Genomic DNA, 18,385 nt, shown 5'->3' with positions numbered 1-18,385 from the left:
CCGCAAGGGCCTTTTTTATGCGCCAGAAAGCCGGCCCCCCCCTGATTGGGGAATACCAATAATTTTCAATTCAGATAGTATCCCGGCGAATAATTAGAACTGACTATTACGCTTGGGGGGAACCATGTTCATTCGCAACAGTTTCGTTGTGCTGCTATCTGTGTTGGCTCTGACTGCCTGCGGCAACGGGGTTGAACTCGATACCAGAGCTTTTGCATCGAATGAAACACCACACAACTCGACCGGCGATCCCGCTGAAGATCCCATTGACGACCCGGTTGAAGACCCGGTTGAGGATCCCATTGAAGAGCCGATTGAAGAACCTGTTGACGAGGAAACCCCACCTTCCGAGCCATCCACCCTGGTCAAACTTGGCAGCGACGGAGCCCCCCTGGCAATACAGTCTGTAGCCTGGAGTGACAGCGGCAGTGAGACCGAGGGCAGCCAGTGGGCCTGTGTACAAGACACCTCCACCGGCCTGACCTGGGAAGTCAAACAGCCTGGCGACAACCGAGGCCGGCATTCCGCGGATAGTAGTTTTAGCTGGCATCAACCGGATAGCGAAACCCTGAACAAGGCTGAAGGCATGGGGCAATGTTATGTGGACGGCACCTTGAGCACTGGTTCCGACTGCAATACTCGCACCTCTGTCGAGCGCATACGGATGCACACCCTCTGCGGCCAGAGCAATTGGCGTGTCCCCAGCAGAGCAGAACTCGCAACACTCGTATTCCAAGACGACAATGGCGCTGTCCACCATATCGGCAGTACGGTTTTCCCCGGAATAGACGGGTCTCCGGGTTTGCAGTACTGGAGCAATGACGGCGGCGACAAATGGCATGCCTGGGCGCTGGATGTTCCGTCTGGTGAGGCCGTGCTCAGGGAACCCCATGAAGCCCTGAGAGTGCGTCTGGTGAGCGCTAACCTGGCACCGACGGCAATACCTCAGCGAATTGGTATGGACCCCGACCAGGGGCCTATCGAAGTGATTCTCGCGGGTGAAGATCCCGATGAAGACAATCTGACCTACGCCCTGGTGACAATGCCACAGCACGGCAAGCTGCTGAGCAAGGCTCCAAATCTCGTGTATGTTCCAGATCCTGATTATCGTGGCGAAGACAGTTTCACTTTCACGGTCAATGACGGCAGTTACACCTCAGAGCCGGCCACGGTCAGTATTGGTATTGCCCCGTTGATCAGCACCAATCCCGCAACACCCACACCGATTTCTCTAGAGGAGCTTGCCGCAGACGAAGCTCGCCCTTTCCTGCTTGATGAGACCACTTCCGGCGGTGGCGAGGTCAGGGGCTACCTAGCGCTTACCGTGCCTGCCCAAACAGATATCATGCAGGACCTACACTATTTTGTTGCCGCGCAAAATATTCGCTCGGAGCAGGCAGCGCGCTATTCACTCGAACTATATGAGGAAGGAGACTTCACAGGTAGTCCAGAAGCGCAGGGGATTGCATCCTCAGGAGTCAAGATCCGAGCTTTAAACAATAACGCGAGAACTGTCTACCTGACGATTCAGACCAGTAATAATGCAGACGCATTCGTTTACCTGGAATTGCATGGCAGTAAAACCTCGCAACAAAACCTCCTCTCCTATTTTTGCGACCAGAGTATCTTCGCAACCGGCGTACCTTCCGCACTGTGCTCCCCGCCAGCCGGGTGGGAAGTTGAGTGCAATGATGACACCTGTGTTTCAATCAACCCCGCTCCGGAAGTCGACCGCAAGTATGTCTGCGCAGACCAGTCTGCACTGGTTGATATCGATCATCTGATGCGCTGCTGGGAACTGGTGGCATCAACCGGAGAGATACTGGCTGAAATATGCCCGCCGCCAGCCATATGCACCACAATTACAATTCCGGACTGGTCGTCATTGTTGTCAATCCCTCTCGAGCAGCTGTTTGAACCCAACCCTATTGAGCTGACCTACAATACGCCCAGCGTGACCATTGAGGTTCCCACTGGACCCGCCTACGGGGTCAACCTGAGTCAGCAGTTGTTTCTTGACGCCGTCAGAGGGAATGCAAGCCAACAGATCCTGGACGAATTTCTGCAGGCCTTCAGCGTTGCCCTGGAAACAGACACTGCGCAAGATGCAGCACTTGCTCCCTTGCGGGATTACCTCAACATACAGCTGGATTCGGGCATGCCGGTGCCTGAAATAATGGCGCAAATCGCACACGATACCGGCAACGGCAATGAGGAGGCCGGTGCCTTGCTGTTTACCGCGATGAAAAAACTGATTTCGGAACTGACCAGGAAAGAACAGGCCACCCTGAATCATGCTGAACTCTGGTTGCTCACCATTACCATGGCGCATATCAATGATCGCCGTGAAACACTCGTGGCCACTGCCGAGCGCAAAGTCGAGGAATACTACCAACAGCTTGGGGATAGCTGCGTTGGCACTGCCTGCCTGTTTATGCAGCAGGGCTTTCCCGATGTGCTTGCTGGCGCGATTGCTGAAACCGATGCCGATCTCGCCACCTGGGCCGCAGCAGGAGGCGCGGCTGTCATTTCGGGGGTATACGTTTATCTGGCAGTGACTTCCACCGCCGTACTGAGCGTAGCGCTTCCCCACGCCGTGGCCGTCACCGGGGGTATCGCAGCAGCTGTTGGTACCGCCTCCAGCCTGGCGGCGCTACCTGTAGCAATCGTTGTGGGCGGTGTAGTTGCCACGGTGGTATCCGTTTCCAATCTGGTGGAAGCCGGCGAGAACCAGAGCGCTTACAACCACTTTATCGAAGAAAATAGTGCCCGCTTTGAGTCCCTGGAGACCTTTATCGATACCGAACACAGTAATCGCGTCCAGGCGGAAATCACCAATGCCGCAATCCGGATGACTGTCGAAATGTATTGGTAAGTCCCCACCTGCTCCCTGTGATAGATTAGCCGGTTCCACTAACCGAATGACCAACATCTACACAGGGGGCAGGACTGTGACATCCACCTTATCCACAGAAGATGGCAAACAGCAGATCTGGGATCATCTGGCCGAAATTCCCGCCTCTCGGCTGTCCTCGGAAGGACTGTACTTTCTCCTCGAATCAATCAGTGCGCTGATCGGTGCCGATCACGGTTACTGGCTGAGTGCGGTGTGCCTGGAGCACCTGTGTCCCGAGCGGGACTATATGCTCGGCTGGCGGCCCGGGCCCATTTTTTTCTATAAAGAGCTGCCGACTGACAGGCCGAAGCACGATTTCTACACCAAGGAAGTGGTGGCGGGGAAATATGAGGTTGATGAAAGCACCCTGAATCATATCCGCCAGGCCGGGCAGTTCCGCGGCACGTTAATGCGAGACCATGTGTCCGAGACATTTTTCGACACCGCCCATTACCACGTCTTATATACAGACAAGCAGATCAGCGATACGCTCTTTGTGGTGGCGCCGGCCGGTCGCGATGCGGAAGTCTATTTCTGTTTCAATCGCATGCGTGGACAACAGCCTTTCGGGCAGACAGAACTGAGCATCGCCATGGACATTCTGCGTCCACTAGCCTGGTTTCATCGAAAAGTATTGCTGGCCCATGGCCTTCTGATTGCAGACAGCCCGCTGACACCGTCAGAAAAGAAAGTCCTGCACTTGCTGTTGACAGGTTTGGCGGAAAAAGAGGTGGCTGAGAAGCTTGAGCTGAAGCCCGACACTGTGCACAAACATGTAATGAGCATATACCGCAAGTTCAATGTCAGCAGCCGGGCCGCGCTCATGACCCTCTGGCTTGGACAAGCTTGCTGATCAGAGATAAAGCGTAGAGATTCAGATTTGATCTGACTTGAACAGACTCTAAAACAGCCCCATCTGGGGCTGTTTTTCGTTGAAGCACAGGGCAGCCGCCTGCGGCACACGCTCGCTCAGCAACTTGCTCCAGAGCACAGCCAGGGAGAGGGCATCGCCTTTATCCGGCATATGCATAAAGACGAAGGGGCGCCGCCCCTCCTCGATCCAGGTGCCGACCCGCTCTACCCAGGGCGCCAGAAAGGGACGGTTAGCCTCCAGGTCGGGATGGCCGATATAGCGGATCACCGGGGACGCGTCGACGGGGAGCAGGTGTACCGGGACCCTGGGCTTTTTGCGCTGGGCGTCACGGGTTGCCTCGCTGTCCGGCGCTGCGGTGAAGAGGGCGCGGCTGTCAAAGCACACACGGGCGATATTCCGCTGCCGCAGGCCGCGGTTCAGGGCTCTCTCCGCTTCGCCTTTGCTGAAAAAAGCGCTGTGGCGCATCTCGACAGTGCAGGACAGGGCCGCGGGCAGCGCATCGATAAATCGCCACAGGTTATCCAGGTGTTGGGGCCCAAATGCTGCGGGAAGCTGCAGGAGAAAAGGTCCGAACACATCCTCGAGCGGGGCGAGAATCTCCAGAAAGGCCTGCACCTCGGAACCGGCCCCGGCCAGTAACCGATCGTGGGTGACCTGGCGCGGAAACTTGAACAGGAAGCGGAAATCGTCGGGCACCTGTGAACGCCACTGCCGGCACTGCTCGCGGCTGGGAGTGGCATAAAAGGTGGTGTTGCCCTCGACGCAGTTAAGCACCTTGCTGTATCGCTCAAGCGGGTTCCTGCCAGACGGAAGTCTTGCATTCCAGGCGGGGTGTTGCCACTGCGGGCATCCGAGGAAATAGGTTCGGGTCATTGTTTGAACATTGCGATGAGTAAGAGCCAGGGCGCCATTCTACCGAGTTGTCAGCATCGATCGACCTTGGTGACGGCGACTCAGTTGCCGTAGAAGCCGCAGCTATCCAGGGCAGAGCGGATATGGTTCACCAGCGCATTGCTGAGCTGCCGATAGTCCGGATAGGGCGTCAGCAACAGGCGTTTGTCGGGGTCGATGGAAACATCGGGGCTGTCGGCAAAGGGCCGAGCACGGTGGTGAAGGCCTTCAAAACGCTGCAGGTTGTCCCTGCCACCGATCCAGTGCCAGGTGGGAATGCCGCTCAGCCTGGGCGCAAAGCAAAGCGCCGTCTGCCGGAACAAATCTTCATCTCGGAAGCGGCGCCAGTCATCGGCGACCGGGCTCCCGATCTTGGCCAGCAGGGTCACTATCTTGCGCCAGTGGTTGGAGTTGGCTGTAACCAACACCTGGGCGGTGGGAGCGTCCAGGAGCTGCATCAGGCCATCCGGGCGATGGGGCAGGTACAGTATCAGTCGCGGACGGGAGGCGCCCAGGTAATCGGGACGGAGCATGGTATCGGGTACTCGCTGAGAAGGAATCAGAGAACCGGGCCGATTTATTGTCCAGAAGTTTTGCTCCCGGGCAACCTGCCATTCAGCAAACTACCAGTGCTCTTTCAAGTTGTCTGAGCCCTTGTTGGCAACAATCGACCCGGCGATGGAATAAATCGCCCACTCGCCCGTCGTCTCAGTGAAACCAACAAGAGGACTCAGCTATGCAACTCTATCGATCAATTCTAGAAGCAAGCCTTATCACCGCCGCCAGCCTTGTCCTGGTTGCGAACACTTATGCACAAAGCGGAACGAGTGTCAGTGCGGAGGTCAGTGCCGACGCGCAAATGCAGTCGGAGGTGTCCACGGGTACCGGGGAAGAGTCGCAGGTTCAAATGAATCAAAACTCTCAGGCCCGCGCACAGATGTCCACCGAAGCAAATGCCAATGGGCAAAGTTCGGGCGGCAATGCATCGCTGTCCAACGGCAGCTCCCTCCGCGGAAGCGGCGACTCGGTTTTCCAAATCGGCACGGGAGCCAGGAAGTCGGCCGATACCGCGGCCGGGCAGTCGGAGGAAGCGGGCAGCAAGGCACAAAGCGGTCTTCGCGCCGGAGCCAATCACGCCCATTCCGCGGCGGTGGCTGTCGGCACTAAGGCGCGCGCCGGAGCGGACAGGACAAGGAACGCAGCGGGCGAGACAAAGGAAAAAGCCAACAGCAATGTCAATCTCGCCCGGGCCCGAACCGAAGGAGCAGCCGCTGCCGCGATGGACGCCTCGGCCGAGGCTGTCGGGGATCTGGCGAGCCAAATAAATACCGATATCGCCGCGGACGTTAGTGCGGCGGTTACCAGCAGCATCGACGAAACCGTGGAAGCCACTACCGCGGCGGCAGTGGACGTCGAGGTGGCCGAACAAGTGGAATCCGCGGTGGATGGGGAAATCACCGCTGCCGTGCAGGAAACCGTGAATGGCAGCATCGAGGAAAGTCTGGATGCCGGTCTGCTGGGCGACCTGTAATCACCAACCCGGACGTGGGGCCGCAGTGTGGCCCCACTCCAAAGTGACCTTTTCAAGACGGCCCCAACCATTAGATAGAAGGAGCCAGAATCATGAATATTCGACTTTCAAACCCGTTGTTGGCTCTGTGCTGCTGCGCTCTCGCCACAACCGCCGCGGCCGACGATAAGGCGGACATCAATTTCGAAGCCAGCGCCGGCCTGGAATACGACAACAATCTTACGGTTCAGGAACTGGACCGCGTGGCAAACGTCGCCGATACGGCCACCCTCCTGAACGCTCGCGTGGAAGGTCGCTTCAATCCCACGGAAAAACTTACCCTGAAAGGCGGCTATCGACACACCCGCAAAGCCTACCGGGAGTTTGACGAATTCGACCAGACAGTGGGCAACCTGTCCTTCGAGGCGAGTTACGATTTCAGCCTGCTAACCCTGGGCAGCAGTTATCACCGCGCCAACGCGGATCTGGCCGGCGAGCCTTTTCTGGAGTTGGAACAGCGCAGCCTGTATGCGGGAAAGTTGCTGAACGACCGATTTTATCTGCGCGCCGCACTCAATCAGCGCGATAAAACGTTTTCCGACAACCCGGCACGCGATGCCGCCGCCGATAGTGTGGATACGGACTTGTTCGTGTTTTTTAACGAAGCCGCGAGCTTTTTCTCCCTGGGCCTGAGCTTCGAGGACGAGGACGCCGACTCAAATCTGTTCGACTACCGGGGTTTCGGTTTTCGCGGCCGTTACTCCAACCGGTTTTCCCTGTGGGGCAGGGATAACACGTTTCAACTGGCCTGGCGTCGTACGGAGCGGGATTATTCCGCGTTCAACCCCGCCATTGACGGCCCTCGCAACGACGTGCGCAGCACCCTGGAAACCCGTTGGGAGATAGAACTCAGCCCGGCAATCTCCGCGGTTGGAAAGGTGGAATACGGCAACCACGATTCCGACCTGGAAAGTGCCGACTACAGCGAAACCCTCGCCTCCCTGATGCTGAAGGCCAGTTTTTAACCGGGGAAACCGTCTCCCTGGTTCGACTGTAGGAGCGGCCGCTCCTACAGGGGCGAATAATTGCAACCCCGTAAAACGAAGCAAATGAGCACGGCAGCTCCCAGGGCGTCTTAATTCATTGCCACCTGCGAATTCACTGCAACAATCCATACCCGAATACCGGGTCTCGGCCCGGGTCGCCCAGATCCAGAGCCCTGTTGGCCAGGCGATCAATCACCTCGTCAGCACCGCCGGGGTTGTCGGCCAGTTCACAGGCCACGAATGCGGAAACAATGGGCGCGGCCATGGAAGTGCCGCTCTCACGGCCGAATTCACTGCCACTGCGCGCGGTAACTACGGACACGCCGACCGCGGCAAAATCCACGTGTCCGCCACGGTTGGCCCAGCGGTAGATGCGCTGCTCACTGTCCACGGCAGTGGCGGAAATCACACCGGGATAAGCCGCAGGATACAGCGGCGGTGCTGCCGGTCCGGCATTGCCGGCCGCGGCCACAATGGCTTTGCCGCGCCCGATCACCTGATCGACGGCTGCCGCCAGGATCCGGTTGTCCGGTCCCGACAGGCTCATATTGATCACCTTGATATCTTTGCTCATCAACCAGTTCAGTGCCTCGACCAGGTGCATCATGGTCGCGCCCTGGGCATATTGATTGCGCGAGTAAAACACCGAGGCGTTGTACAGCGTCGCACCGGGCAGGCGCGGCGGCATTTGCTCGATGGCGCCCACGAATAATCCGGCTACCGCGGTACCGTGGGCATCGGGCTGGTCGATATCCTGTTCGAGAAAGCTTTTCTCCCGGATGCGGCTGTGAGCAAAGGCGGGGTGGTCCAGTTGAATGGCGGTGTCCACCATGCCGATATTCAGCGACTGCCCGCAAATCGACGACGACGCCCCCTGTGCCGCCTCCTGGGAAACCGTCTCGCCGTCGGCTTTTTGGGGGTTGTAAATTTGGGGGTTGTAAATATGGTTGCGATCGAAGCGGTCCACCAGCGCGGCCGGCAGTAGCCGCCGCAGTGCGTCGCGGGAATCTATTTCCTTAGGCACGCGGAAGCGCAATAAACTGAGGCCCAGTCCACCGAAATCGGTTTGCTCGAGGATTTCGATATCCAGTTGTCGCAAGACAGCCAGTTCACCGGGTTTGAGCATCACCAGCCATTGGCGCTCCACCGCACGCCAGCCGTTTTCCACCTCGACGTCGACAAAAACCGTGGCCCCGCCGGCATTGACGATTGGCAATCGCTCCGGCAGACCGGTCAATGGATCCAAAGTGGATTCGCCTGCGTTTATCAATTCGCCGGCGTTCACTGCGTCTGTCAATTCGTCGACATTCAGCGCATCTGTCAATTCGTCGACGTTCACTGTGTCTATCAATTCGCCGGCGTTCACCGCGTCTGTCAATTCTCCGGTATCCACCGCATCTTGTGTTTCCCGCACGGCATCCGCGGCGCTGGATTCGAGGTCCTGGGTCACCCGCTCCGCTTCACTGGTCACGCTCTCCACCTGGTTCAGAATCGATCCGGAGTCCAGCACCTGGGCCTGGGCCGCAGGCGGAAGACACAGGAGCAGTCCCAGCCCACCCACAATCAGAGGGTTTCTCTTTTTTTGCCTGTGGTATTTCATATCACCGGTTCCGCTAACTATGACTCAATACTCTAATCACGTTTCTGGCTCAATAAAATTCCCCGATTTGACATAAAATCCGGGGAATAGATTCGGGGGCCCGGCCGTCTTCCGGGTGAAGATATTGTGAGACCTCAAATATGAAACAAGAACTGACGTCTCTGGTGCCCATGATACGGCGCTTTGCCTACTCGTTGACAGGCTCCATGGCGGACGCCGACGACTTGTTGCAGAGCACCGTCGAGCGGGTGCTGAGCAAAAAAATTCCAAAGGACGTGGATTTGAACAAATGGGTGTTTCGCGTGTGCCGCAATCTGTGGATCGATGAGTACCGCTCGCGCAAGGTCCGCCAGGAGGCGGCCCAGCAGCCGGAGTTGAGCGAAGGTCAGATAGTCGACGGAGAGCGGGCCATTGCCGGCGAGATGGAGCTGGAACGGGTAAATCGGGCCATGGATCGGCTGCCGAACGACCAGCGGTCCATTCTCGCCCTGGTCGCCCTCCAGGGTATGTCCTACAAGGAAGTGGCGGCGACTCTGGAGATTCCCATGGGCACAGTGATGAGCCGTCTGGCCCGCGCCCGCGCGGCCCTGTGCGAGATCCTGAACGCATCCCCGGCGAGGGCAACATGAACAGCAGCAACGAAAACAAACTGAGCGACGAGATCCTGTCCGCCTTTCTCGACGCGGAACTACCGCAGGTGGAGATGGAACGCGTTCGCCAGCGACTGTGCGATGACGAGACGCTCAGCGACCGCCTCGCCGAGCTGGCCGGCGTCGACCAGCTGCTGGCCGTCACCTACTCGTCCATCGACGAGCGCCCCCTGCCGGAGGCGGTGACCGCCATGCTCGCCGAGGAGAGCCCGCCCCGGCCGGCGCAGGTGATCCAATTCCCGCTCTGGCGGCGGGCGCACGAACAGCTGCAGCGCCACGCCGGCCTCGCCGCCGCGGTTACCTTGGCCATCGGCCTGGGCGCGGGCTGGCTGCTGCCGGACCAGCGGCAAAGCGCCGATAACGCTTGGCAGGCCGTCGCCACAACCCTGGAGCACGCACCCAGCGGCAAGACCCAGGAATTGGCCGACGGCCGCCAACTGACACCGCGGCTCACCTTCATCAGTCGACAGGGCGACTACTGTCGGCAGTATCAGGTGGTAAGCGGCACGCGAGGGTCCGAAAACATTGCCTGCCGAAGCGGGGACGGCGAGTGGCAGTTGACCGCGTCGGTTCAACAGGATGCCATACAGGAACCCGGCACCTACCGGACCGCCAGCGGCGGCTCGCTGCTGGACAGCGCCCTGGACGCCATGGTCGCAACGGACATCGACCCGGGAACCGAGGCAAAAATTATCGCCGAAGATTGGAATAAAACGCCGGCCCGTCCGTCAGCTCAATAAAGACGCCATTACACAAACAAACTGTTGGGGGTGACCCATGAAAATCCATGCTTTGATCGCATTTGCCATTCTCCTCGCCACCGGCTGCGCTTCCCAGTCGGCCTACAAGCCGGCCAACGGCTCCGGGTACGGCTATAAAGAGAGCCGGATTTCGGACAATCGCTACCGGGTGACCTTCAAAGCCCGGGGCGACGACCGGGACCGGGCCATGGACTACGCGCTGCTGCGCGCCGCGGAGCTGACCCTGCTCAAGGGCTATGACTGGTTCGTGGTCGTGAACCGCGAAAGCCTGGTGGACCGCAAGGAAACCGAAATGCAAAGCGGGTTCAGCAGCGGCGACCGGGTGATTACCCGGGACTGCGGCCTGCTCGGCTGCACCACCAGATCCTACTCGACCCCACCCACTTATTCGGCGGGTGTCAGTGCCGGCGGGCGCAGCCGCGCGGAATCGGTTCTGGAAATCCGCATGGGCAAGGGAGTAAGGCCTTCCAATGGAGACAGCTACGATGCGCTGAGCGTGCGCGACAGCTTGCAAAAGAAAGCCGGTTAAACCCTACAACAGACCAGCAGAAAGACGGCGCAACAGAGTGCGCCGTCTGCCCTTCAGCCCTCACCTTCCCGGTGTTTCCGAGCCCGGGGCTCCGCGAGCGATATGGCTGCGACACACAACACCGCTCGCCGTCACTCCAGTTGTCGAAATCTCCCGCGCCCGTTCGACTAGGATTGGACAATCAACCAGGCAAGTGGAGGAATCACCCCATGTCCTATATCGACGGCTTCGTACTGGCGGTACCCACCGACAACAAACAGCGCTTTATCGAGCACGCCAAAACCGCGAACAGTGTGTTTATTGAGCAGGGCGCGCTGCGCGTGATGGAGTGCTGGGGGAATGACGTGCCCAAAGGCAAGGTCAACGACTTCTACGGCGCCGTCCAGGCCAAAGACGGGGAGACTGTGGTGTTTTCCTGGATCGAATGGCCGGACAAGGCGACCCGCGATGCGGGCATGGGCAAGATGGAAGAGTTGATGAAGACGGACCCGCGCATGAATCCGGAGAAGAATCCCATGCCTTTCGACGGCATGCGCCTGATTTACGGCGGCTTTGAGCCGGTAGTGGTTCTGGGCGAGGGAAAGCAGTAGGGGGCTGACATGGCAAACAGACACGGCGATTTTATCTGGTACGAACTGATGAGCGCAGACGCCGACAGGGCCCAGGCCTTTTACGGCGAACTGACGGGCTGGCGGTTTTCCGACAGCGGCCAGCCCGGCCGCGACTACCGCATCGTGAATGCGGGGGAGGAACCGGTGGGCGGGCTGCTGCAGCTCACCCGGGAACAGCGGGAACACGGCGCGCAGCCCAACTGGATGGGCTATATCTGCGTGGACGATGTGGAGAAAAGCCTGGCGGCCATCGGCGCCGACGGGGGCACTGTGATGATGCCGGCCATGGCGATTCCCGGTGCGGGCACCCTGGCGATGGTCGGCGATCCCCAGGGCGTTCCTTTCTACATAATGCACCCCGCCCGAGGGGAAGAAAGCCGGGCCTTTAGCACGAATACCTCGGCCATCGGCCACTGCGCCTGGAACCAGCTTATGACCACCGGTCAGGCGACCGCACTGCTCTTCTACGGCAGGCATTTCGGCTGGCGCAAAAGCGGTGAAATGGATATGGGGAAAATGGGCAGCTACGAGTTCCTCAACCACGGGACCGACATCGGCGCCGTTATGACCTGCCCCCCGGACGCCGCAGCACCCAACTGGCTCTACTTTTTCCGGGTGGCGGACATAGACGCGGCGGCCTCCAGCATTAGCCGCTTGGGCGGCACACTGCTCATGCCGCCCGCGCAGATTCCCCAAAGCGAGGAATACTGCCTCACCGCCGTCGATCCCGAAGGGGCGGCTTTTGGGTTGGTGGGAGGAAAATAGGGAACTATCTATTTGCGGTGACGACCCCGGGAACGCCGAGCTCCAGCTCGGCAAGCGGGCCGCAGGCCCGCCCTGGCGGAGTCCCGTCTTGAGCAGTGCCATGATGCGGCGTCTATCTAGATGAACGGGCCGGTCTGCGCCAACTTTGGCTGATCAACGATATTGCGATTCCACAACCTGCTGTAGTAACTAGTCAAGTTTCTCGAGCAGTGGAGTGATCGCCACATTTTCTCCGCGATAAACTCTCAGAACAAACTCTGCTGAGGTGCATAAGGGGGGTGAAAGGTCCCGATGATCACATAGGGGTTGTCGAGCCTGCGCACATGCTGCTGGTATGTCGTACCGAGAAACAGGTATAAGTCCTTCGTTCTGGCGAAATCGTCCAGATACTTGGCTCGAACCTTTTCAACCGCCGTTGTCTCATTGGATTTTTTTAAACAATTCCAATAGAGCTGGCCTATTTCCCAATCCTCGATCATCATCCTGGTGATCTTGCCCGTATCGTCCCGAAAGCGGTAAGAGAACTTCCACGGCAGCTTGCGCACCAGTTCAAAATCCGAGTGATCCGTGTCGTCGAACAGGGAGCCCTGGCGCAGCGCAGCCTGTGCCGCCTCCTTGCGAGTCAGTTCCCACTCCGGCTCACACCGCTCCGCCACCAGATCAAGGATTTCCGTTGGCTTGAAGATAGCCAGTGAGAAGTCATTGTGCTTCGCTCCCTGATTGATCATGTCCAGGTTGGTGTAGATGGTGTTGCGGTCGAGAATCAGCCGGCTCCTCGCCTCCCAGTTCCTATCGGTCGGCACCTTCTCCAGCACCTGGATTTCATCGATGTTAGTTGGGCTATAGCTTTCCGGGCGCGGGTCCTTGGTGTTCTTTTTCAGATCCATCTCCACCCAGTGGTACTTGCCATACTGCTTATCCCGCTCGAGAAAACGGAACGGCGACGGATAAATCCGTATCCAGGAGCCGTCCTCGCGGAAACCTGCGGTGCGAACCAGCTCGATATAGGTGGTGGAGAGGGTGGGGTAGGTTTTGACCGCTATAAGAATCCTTTCTCTGGCCATCCATTTTTTCCTTTTTATAAATGCTTGATCGGGTACTTCCAGTCCGGCAATTGCTGAAGGGCCTTGGCGACACGGCCCCGATGGCACATACACTCCTCCGCCTCGAAGCAGGTAATGGCCACCCGCTTGTGCTGTTTAACGACCTCGGCCAGACGCTGTAGCGCCTCCCCGCTGTCGCGCAGGGTAGTGGCCTCGTAATCGTCAAATAGGCGCTGATAGTCCGTCACCGTAGCTAGTGACTGCCGCTTTTCTGAGACAATGCCCAGCTCAGGCATGTGGATATAAAGGATATCCAGGCTTTCCAACGTGGCCGACAGCACTCTCTTGGAAAAGCCATATTTTCGGCTGAGTGGGTTCTTTCGCACATCGCACAGCACCCGCACATTGTTGCGGATCAGCTGGTTCAGGTAGTACTCGAAGCTCTTGCCCTCATAGCCGATGGTGAAGAAGCAAGCGCGCTTCTGCTTAGGGCGCTCCGCCTCGATGGCGGCCAATTGCGCCTTCGACATCAGCCGCCCGGCAATCTCACTGCGGATGGCGTAATAGGGGTAACGGGCATACATCTCGCGCACCAGAGCATCACCGGAAAGGCCGGCGTACTTATCCTGAAAACGCTTCATCTTCTCGCGATCGCTGTCCGTCAGCATGGCCAGATAGTTGGCGCGGGGAGCCAGCTCCCAGCGCTCCAGATCGGCGCTGATGGCCCCCAACTCGGCGAGCTTGCTGCGATCCGCATAGGACTGGAAGGAAAAGCAACCATAGCGGTAGGGGACGAACTCATAACTCTTGTCCCGCTGGCACTGCTCGGTGAACAGGAACAGATATTTCTGCAGGTCGATATTGGACAGCCGGCCGCCGAAGGCCTGCAGTAGGGCCAGCAGGACTTTGTGGCGGTAGAAGGTGATACGAGGGGCGGCGGCGGTTTTCATGCAAAGCACTTTAGCGGAAGTTGGGCGATGCCTCCAGCAGGTGCCATGCTCTGGGTTTAGGTTGCGTTAGACGACTGATCATACTCGGCGCCTACCGAACGACCGCGGACGCACCCAATACCAGCTGGCGAGAACAAGCAATCCAAACGCACTGTACACAAGCCTGAACACCCAGGCCGGCGCCTGGTAGTACAGCAGCATCTCCAGCCAATGGGAGATAAAGGAACCCGTATAGACCGTTTCCCCGGCCTTCGCGCGCAACGCCATTTCCCAAACGGTGAACGGACAGATCACGCCCGCCCAGGACTCCGCAACAACGACGCCGATCGCCGCCAGGTGCGCCAGCCTGAACCAGGGGTTGCGAACCCAGTGCCAGCGCAGGAATTTGCCGACAAAGATCAACAACACCCCGAGCACGACAAACGCCACGAACAGCGTGTGCAGCAACAGGATGACATCCGCGGCAAGAAGATAAAGGGATTGGTATTCCATAACGAGAGTTTAGAGTGAATTTTTCCGCCGCAGTTCACCGCCCGGCGGCGCTCCGAATCCGACTCTGCACGGGCCCAAATGCGCTAGGCTGTAGCCAGCGAGGCATTCACCCCACGGAAGGTGCCCATGCCGCAGATCTTTCACCCCAGGATCAATGGGCTGACACGTATTCTGCTCGTCGGCGGCGCGCTGGCGCTGCTGGCCGTCGCCTGTGTCGCCTATTTCGTGGACCGCTCCCCCTACCTCACCGGCCAGGGCGCGGTGCCGGAACAGCCGGTGCCTTTCAGCCATGAGCATCACGTGGGCGGCCTGGGCATCGACTGCCGCTATTGCCACACCTCCGTGGACCGCTCGACCTTTGCCGGGCTGCCGGACACCTACACCTGCATGAGCTGCCATTCCCAGCTGTGGACCAATGCGCAGATGCTCGCGCCGGTGCGCGAAAGCCTGAAGCAGGACCGGCCGCTGGTGTGGGTCCGCGTGCACAAGCTGCCGGATTTTGTCTACTTTAACCATCAGGCCCATGTAACCCGCGGCATCGGCTGCGAGTCCTGCCATGGACGGGTGGACCGGATGCCGCTGATGAGACAGGCGAAGCCGATGACCATGCAGTGGTGCCTGGACTGCCACCGCCACCCCGCAACCGCACTGCGCCCGAAGGATCGGATCACCGCCATGGGCTATGCACCCGCCGGCAACGGCGACGCCCTGCTGCACCAATACCGGATTCACACGGATCGAATAACCGAGTGCGTGATATGCCACCGCTAAAGCCTGGCGACAAAAAAGAACCCGGCGACCCGGAAGCGTTGCGAGAGCAGCTCGCCGGCAAGCGCGGCGCCGGCTACTGGCGCAGCCTGGCGGAGCTGGCGCAGGCGGACCGGCCCCTGAGCCGCCGCGGCCTGCTGAAATTGCTCGGCGCCAGCCTGGCCCTGGCCGGGCTGCCGGGCTGCAGCCGCGAGCCGCGGGAACACCTGGTGCCCTATGTGCGCATGCCGGAACACCTGGTGCCGGGGCGCCCCAACTACTACGCCAGCGCGTCGATCGTCGCCGGCTACGCCCAGGGGGTGCTGGTGGAAAGCGACTTGGGCCGGCCGATCAAACTCGAGGGCAATCCGCAGCACCCCGCGACCCTCGGCGCCTGCGATGCCATCGCCCAGGCCTCGGTGCTGTCCCTCTACGACCCGGAACGCTCCGCCTCGGTGCGCCACCGCGGCGCCATCGCCAGCTACACCGAATGCCTGCGCGCACTGCAGAAACGGCAGGCACAGTGGAATGCGAACAGGGGCCAGGGCCTGTGCTTCGTCAGCGGCAGAATCACCTCGCCGAGCGTTCAGGCCCGCATCGAAGTGCTGCGCCGACGCTGGCCCGAAGCGCGCTGGTTCTTCCATGATCCGGTGGACCGCGACGGTGTCTACGCCGGCAGCCGCCTACTGCTGGGCCAGGCCCTGGAGCCGCGTTACCGCTTCGACCGGGTGCAGGTGGCGCTGGCGCTGGACGCGGACTTTATGCAGTCCCAGCCCGGCTTCCTGCGCTACGCGCGGGATTTCACCGCGCGCCGCCGGCCCCGGGACGGCAATGAAAACCTCGCACGGCTTTACGCCGTCGAATCCACCCCCAGCGTCACCGGCGCCAACGCCGACCAGCGTTACGGCCTGGCCTACCCGCAGATAGAGGACGCGGCGCGCCAGCTCGCCATCGCCCTGGGCATCCCGGTGGCGCCGCCGCGGCAAAATCCGCTCCCCGAACCCTGGATCGACGCGCTGGCGAAGGACCTGCAGCGCCATCCCGGCGCGGCGCTGGTAGTCCCCGGCGACCAGCAACCGGCCGCGGTGCACGCTCTGGCCCACGCTATCAACCACAAACTCGACGCTTTCGGGAAAACACTGGAATGGATACCGCCGGTGGCCTTCGACACCGATGCGGAATCGCTTGTGGAGCTAACCGCGGCAATAAACACCGGCGCGGTGCGGGACCTGGTGGTGCTGGACAGCAACCCGGTGTACAGCGCAGCCGCCGATCTCGCCTTTGCCGAGGCCTTCCGGAAAGTGCCCTGGCGGCTGCACTGGAGCGAATATTTTGACGAGACCGCGCGCCTCTCCCAATGGCATATCCCCGCAGCGCACCCGCTGGAAACCTGGGCCGATGCCCGCGCCTTCGACGGCAGCGTCACCCTGCTGCAGCCGCTGATCCAGCCCCTGCACGGCGGCAAATCCGCATTGCAGCTGTTCGCCGCGCTGGAGCGGGGCGTGGACGAGGAAGCGCTGAAGCTGCTACAGGAGTACTGGCAAAGCCGCCACCGGGGCGACGACTTCGAGGTTTTCTGGCGCCGCAGCCTGCACGACGGGCTGGTGCCGGACACCGCGGCCGGAGCTGTAGCCGCCGAGCCCACCGCCGGCTGGACCGGGCGGCTCCCGGAACCTTCGTCCACAGCGACAGACCTGGTCCTGCAACTGCGCCCGGACCCGGCGCTGTGGGACGGCCGCTACGCCAACAACGGCTGGCTGCAAGAAATGCCCCGCCCCCTCACCACCCTGACCTGGGACAACGCGCTGCTGATCAGCCCGCAACTGGCCGCGGATCGGGACCTGCGCGACGGCGATCTGGTCGAGCTGGAGAGCGGCGGCAGAAAACTACCGGTGCCGGTGCTGGCGCTGCCGGGGCAACCGGTAAACGCGGTCACCCTGTATCTCGGTTACGGGCGCACCGCCGCCGGCCGGGTCGGCGACGGCGTGGGAGTGAGCGCCTACCAACTGCGCAGCAGCGCCAGCCCCTGGGCACAGCCGGCGACCCTGGCGCCCACCGGCGGGCGGCAAAAACTGGCGCTGATACAAATCCACGACAGGATCGAGGGGCGGGATCTGATCCGCGCAACAGACCTGGACAGCTACCGCCGCAACCCCGCCTTCGCCCGGCACCATCCGCCGGAGCTGTCGCTCTATCCGGAGGACTGGCCAATAAAGGGAGAAGAGAGCGAGCACGCCTGGGGCATGGCCATCGACCTGTCCGCCTGTATCGGCTGCAACGCCTGCGTCACCGCCTGCCAGGCGGAGAACAATATCCCGGTGGTGGGCGCCGAGGAGGTGATCCGCGGCCACCATATGCACTGGCTGCGCGTGGACCGCTATTTTCCCGAAACAGAACCGCAGCCGCGCACCACCTTCCAGCCGGTACCCTGCATGCATTGCGAAAACGCCCCCTGCGAATACGTGTGCCCGGTGGAGGCCACCCTGCACTCCGCGGATGGGCTCAACCAGATGATCTACCAGCGCTGTATCGGCACCCGCTACTGCTCCCAGAACTGCCCCTACAAAGTGCGCCGTTTCAACTGGTTCAACTACACGGACAGCAATGCCGCCTATCCGGCACAGCCGGCGCTGCAGAATCCGGATGTGACGGTGCGCGCGCGGGGAGTGATGGAAAAGTGCACCTATTGCGTACAGCGCATCGCCGCCGCGCGCTGGGACCCGGACACACCACTGCAGACCGCCTGTCAGCAGGCCTGCCCCACGCAGGCGATCGTGTTCGGCGACCTGGCCGATGCCGGCGGTGAACTCAACCGGCTGAAAGCACTTCCGCTGAACTATGCCATGCTGGAAGAGCTGAACACCCGGCCCCGCACCACCTATTTGGCGGCGGTGCATAATCCGAATCCCGAGTTAAAGGAAGACGACAATTCCGGAAATTGAATGGTGCTTCAAGCCCGCTTGAAATCTTCAATTTTCGAATCACAGGGTGAGCTGCCCACCCTCTCCCCCGGCCCCTCT

General features: G+C 60.3%; 17 protein-coding genes. 11 read left to right on the top strand and 6 right to left on the bottom strand.

Annotated elements, in window-relative coordinates; translation table 11 throughout:
- Nucleotides 1–124: 124 nt before the first annotated feature.
- Both FHS09_RS06550 and FHS09_RS06545 read left to right on the top strand, forming a co-directional pair.
- On the top strand, nt 125–2,875 hold the full coding sequence (locus tag FHS09_RS06550) for an Lcl domain-containing protein (RefSeq protein ID WP_183457979.1): 2,751 nt from the start codon (nt 125–127) through the stop codon (nt 2,873–2,875).
- A 46-nt stretch (nt 2,876–2,921) separates the two neighbouring features.
- Nucleotides 2,922–3,749, top strand: coding sequence for a helix-turn-helix transcriptional regulator (locus FHS09_RS06545; RefSeq protein WP_221191837.1), 828 nt, complete (start codon nt 2,922–2,924; stop codon nt 3,747–3,749).
- 48 nt (nt 3,750–3,797) lie between these two features.
- Here the strand turns inward: FHS09_RS06545 and FHS09_RS06540 are convergent, their stop codons facing one another.
- Together FHS09_RS06540 and FHS09_RS06535 are read right to left on the bottom strand one after the other, a co-directional pair.
- Nucleotides 3,798–4,643: a DUF72 domain-containing protein gene (locus tag FHS09_RS06540; RefSeq protein ID WP_183457977.1), complete on the bottom strand. Its 846-nt coding sequence runs from the start codon at nt 4,641–4,643 to the stop codon at nt 3,798–3,800.
- 80 nt (nt 4,644–4,723) lie between these two features.
- A complete protein-coding gene (locus FHS09_RS06535; RefSeq protein ID WP_183457975.1) occupies nt 4,724–5,194 on the bottom strand; it encodes a DUF6942 family protein in 471 nt (156 codons plus the stop codon).
- Nucleotides 5,195–5,568: 374 nt separating this feature from the next.
- Between FHS09_RS06535 and FHS09_RS06530 the strand changes: the two genes are divergently transcribed.
- Nucleotides 5,569–6,192 carry a hypothetical protein gene (locus FHS09_RS06530; RefSeq protein ID WP_183457973.1) on the top strand — a complete coding sequence of 208 codons (624 nt, stop codon included), beginning with the start codon at nt 5,569–5,571 and terminating at the stop codon, nt 6,190–6,192.
- A 92-nt stretch (nt 6,193–6,284) separates the two neighbouring features.
- Complete coding sequence (locus tag FHS09_RS06525) at nt 6,285–7,196, top strand: hypothetical protein (RefSeq protein ID WP_183457971.1); 912 nt, start codon at nt 6,285–6,287, stop codon at nt 7,194–7,196.
- 133 nt (nt 7,197–7,329) lie between these two features.
- On the opposite strand, the gene FHS09_RS06520 is transcribed toward FHS09_RS06525, so the two are convergent.
- Complete coding sequence (locus FHS09_RS06520) at nt 7,330–8,817, bottom strand: S8 family serine peptidase (protein WP_183457969.1); 1,488 nt, start codon at nt 8,815–8,817, stop codon at nt 7,330–7,332.
- Between the two features lie 140 nt (nt 8,818–8,957).
- On the opposite strand from FHS09_RS06520, the gene FHS09_RS06515 reads away from it, so the two are divergent.
- The 5 genes from FHS09_RS06515 to FHS09_RS06495 all read left to right on the top strand — a co-directional run bounded on the left by FHS09_RS06515 (nt 8,958) and on the right by FHS09_RS06495 (nt 12,133).
- A complete protein-coding gene (locus FHS09_RS06515; RefSeq protein WP_183457967.1) occupies nt 8,958–9,446 on the top strand; it encodes an RNA polymerase sigma factor in 489 nt (162 codons plus the stop codon).
- Nucleotides 9,443–10,207 carry an anti-sigma factor gene (locus FHS09_RS06510; protein WP_183457966.1) on the top strand — a complete coding sequence of 255 codons (765 nt, stop codon included), beginning with the start codon at nt 9,443–9,445 and terminating at the stop codon, nt 10,205–10,207. Before FHS09_RS06515 ends, FHS09_RS06510 begins: the two co-directional genes overlap by 4 nt.
- 37 nt (nt 10,208–10,244) lie before the next feature.
- Complete coding sequence (locus FHS09_RS06505; protein WP_183457964.1) at nt 10,245–10,757, top strand: CC0125/CC1285 family lipoprotein; 513 nt, start codon at nt 10,245–10,247, stop codon at nt 10,755–10,757.
- Between the two features lie 209 nt (nt 10,758–10,966).
- Nucleotides 10,967–11,347, top strand: coding sequence for a DUF1428 domain-containing protein (locus FHS09_RS06500; protein WP_183457962.1), 381 nt, complete (start codon nt 10,967–10,969; stop codon nt 11,345–11,347).
- 9 nt (nt 11,348–11,356) lie between these two features.
- Nucleotides 11,357–12,133, top strand: a complete 777-nt coding sequence (locus tag FHS09_RS06495; protein ID WP_183457960.1) for a VOC family protein — start codon at nt 11,357–11,359, stop codon at nt 12,131–12,133.
- Between the two features lie 245 nt (nt 12,134–12,378).
- On the opposite strand, the gene FHS09_RS06490 is transcribed toward FHS09_RS06495, so the two are convergent.
- The 3 genes from FHS09_RS06490 to FHS09_RS06480 all read right to left on the bottom strand — a co-directional run bounded on the left by FHS09_RS06490 (nt 12,379) and on the right by FHS09_RS06480 (nt 14,618).
- Entirely contained in the window at nt 12,379–13,197 is an 819-nt protein-coding gene (locus tag FHS09_RS06490) for a hypothetical protein (protein ID WP_183457957.1), read from the bottom strand.
- Between the two features lie 14 nt (nt 13,198–13,211).
- A complete protein-coding gene (locus tag FHS09_RS06485) occupies nt 13,212–14,126 on the bottom strand; it encodes a DUF488 domain-containing protein (protein WP_183457955.1) in 915 nt (304 codons plus the stop codon).
- Between the two features lie 78 nt (nt 14,127–14,204).
- Nucleotides 14,205–14,618, bottom strand: coding sequence for a DUF2784 domain-containing protein (locus FHS09_RS06480; RefSeq protein WP_183457953.1), 414 nt, complete (start codon nt 14,616–14,618; stop codon nt 14,205–14,207).
- 126 nt (nt 14,619–14,744) lie between these two features.
- Between FHS09_RS06480 and FHS09_RS06475 the strand changes: the two genes are divergently transcribed.
- Together FHS09_RS06475 and FHS09_RS06470 are read left to right on the top strand one after the other, a co-directional pair.
- Nucleotides 14,745–15,389, top strand: a complete 645-nt coding sequence (locus FHS09_RS06475; protein ID WP_183457951.1) for a cytochrome c3 family protein — start codon at nt 14,745–14,747, stop codon at nt 15,387–15,389.
- The gene (locus tag FHS09_RS06470) at nt 15,377–18,307 is read left to right on the top strand and encodes a 4Fe-4S dicluster domain-containing protein (RefSeq protein ID WP_183457949.1); all 2,931 of its coding nucleotides are present in this window, start codon (nt 15,377–15,379) and stop codon (nt 18,305–18,307) included. Before FHS09_RS06475 ends, FHS09_RS06470 begins: the two co-directional genes overlap by 13 nt.
- Nucleotides 18,308–18,385: the final 78 nt, after the last annotated feature.

It is taken from the genome of Microbulbifer rhizosphaerae (genome assembly GCF_014191725.1).
Classification (GTDB): domain Bacteria; phylum Pseudomonadota; class Gammaproteobacteria; order Pseudomonadales; family Cellvibrionaceae; genus Microbulbifer; species Microbulbifer rhizosphaerae.
Note: the sequence above shows the minus strand (reverse complement) of the source record. Positions and strands in the feature narration are given on the sequence as shown.

What these genes read in the sequence shown, in the direction of transcription:
- FHS09_RS06550 (WP_183457979.1), top strand. Translation starts at nt 125, where the DNA reads ATGTTCATTCGCAACAGTTTCGTTGTGCTGCTATCTGTGTTGGCTCTG.
- FHS09_RS06545 (WP_221191837.1), top strand. Translation starts at nt 2,922, where the DNA reads ATGACCAACATCTACACAGGGGGCAGGACTGTGACATCCACCTTATCC.
- FHS09_RS06540 (WP_183457977.1), bottom strand. Translation starts at nt 4,643, where the DNA reads ATGACCCGAACCTATTTCCTCGGATGCCCGCAGTGGCAACACCCCGCC.
- FHS09_RS06535 (WP_183457975.1), bottom strand. Translation starts at nt 5,194, where the DNA reads ATGCTCCGTCCCGATTACCTGGGCGCCTCCCGTCCGCGACTGATACTG.
- FHS09_RS06530 (WP_183457973.1), top strand. Translation starts at nt 5,569, where the DNA reads ATGAATCAAAACTCTCAGGCCCGCGCACAGATGTCCACCGAAGCAAAT.
- FHS09_RS06525 (WP_183457971.1), top strand. Translation starts at nt 6,285, where the DNA reads ATGAATATTCGACTTTCAAACCCGTTGTTGGCTCTGTGCTGCTGCGCT.
- FHS09_RS06520 (WP_183457969.1), bottom strand. Translation starts at nt 8,817, where the DNA reads ATGAAATACCACAGGCAAAAAAAGAGAAACCCTCTGATTGTGGGTGGG.
- FHS09_RS06515 (WP_183457967.1), top strand. Translation starts at nt 8,958, where the DNA reads ATGAAACAAGAACTGACGTCTCTGGTGCCCATGATACGGCGCTTTGCC.
- FHS09_RS06510 (WP_183457966.1), top strand. Translation starts at nt 9,443, where the DNA reads ATGAACAGCAGCAACGAAAACAAACTGAGCGACGAGATCCTGTCCGCC.
- FHS09_RS06505 (WP_183457964.1), top strand. Translation starts at nt 10,245, where the DNA reads ATGAAAATCCATGCTTTGATCGCATTTGCCATTCTCCTCGCCACCGGC.
- FHS09_RS06500 (WP_183457962.1), top strand. Translation starts at nt 10,967, where the DNA reads ATGTCCTATATCGACGGCTTCGTACTGGCGGTACCCACCGACAACAAA.
- FHS09_RS06495 (WP_183457960.1), top strand. Translation starts at nt 11,357, where the DNA reads ATGGCAAACAGACACGGCGATTTTATCTGGTACGAACTGATGAGCGCA.
- FHS09_RS06490 (WP_183457957.1), bottom strand. Translation starts at nt 13,197, where the DNA reads ATGGCCAGAGAAAGGATTCTTATAGCGGTCAAAACCTACCCCACCCTC.
- FHS09_RS06485 (WP_183457955.1), bottom strand. Translation starts at nt 14,126, where the DNA reads ATGAAAACCGCCGCCGCCCCTCGTATCACCTTCTACCGCCACAAAGTC.
- FHS09_RS06480 (WP_183457953.1), bottom strand. Translation starts at nt 14,618, where the DNA reads ATGGAATACCAATCCCTTTATCTTCTTGCCGCGGATGTCATCCTGTTG.
- FHS09_RS06475 (WP_183457951.1), top strand. Translation starts at nt 14,745, where the DNA reads ATGCCGCAGATCTTTCACCCCAGGATCAATGGGCTGACACGTATTCTG.
- FHS09_RS06470 (WP_183457949.1), top strand. Translation starts at nt 15,377, where the DNA reads ATGCCACCGCTAAAGCCTGGCGACAAAAAAGAACCCGGCGACCCGGAA.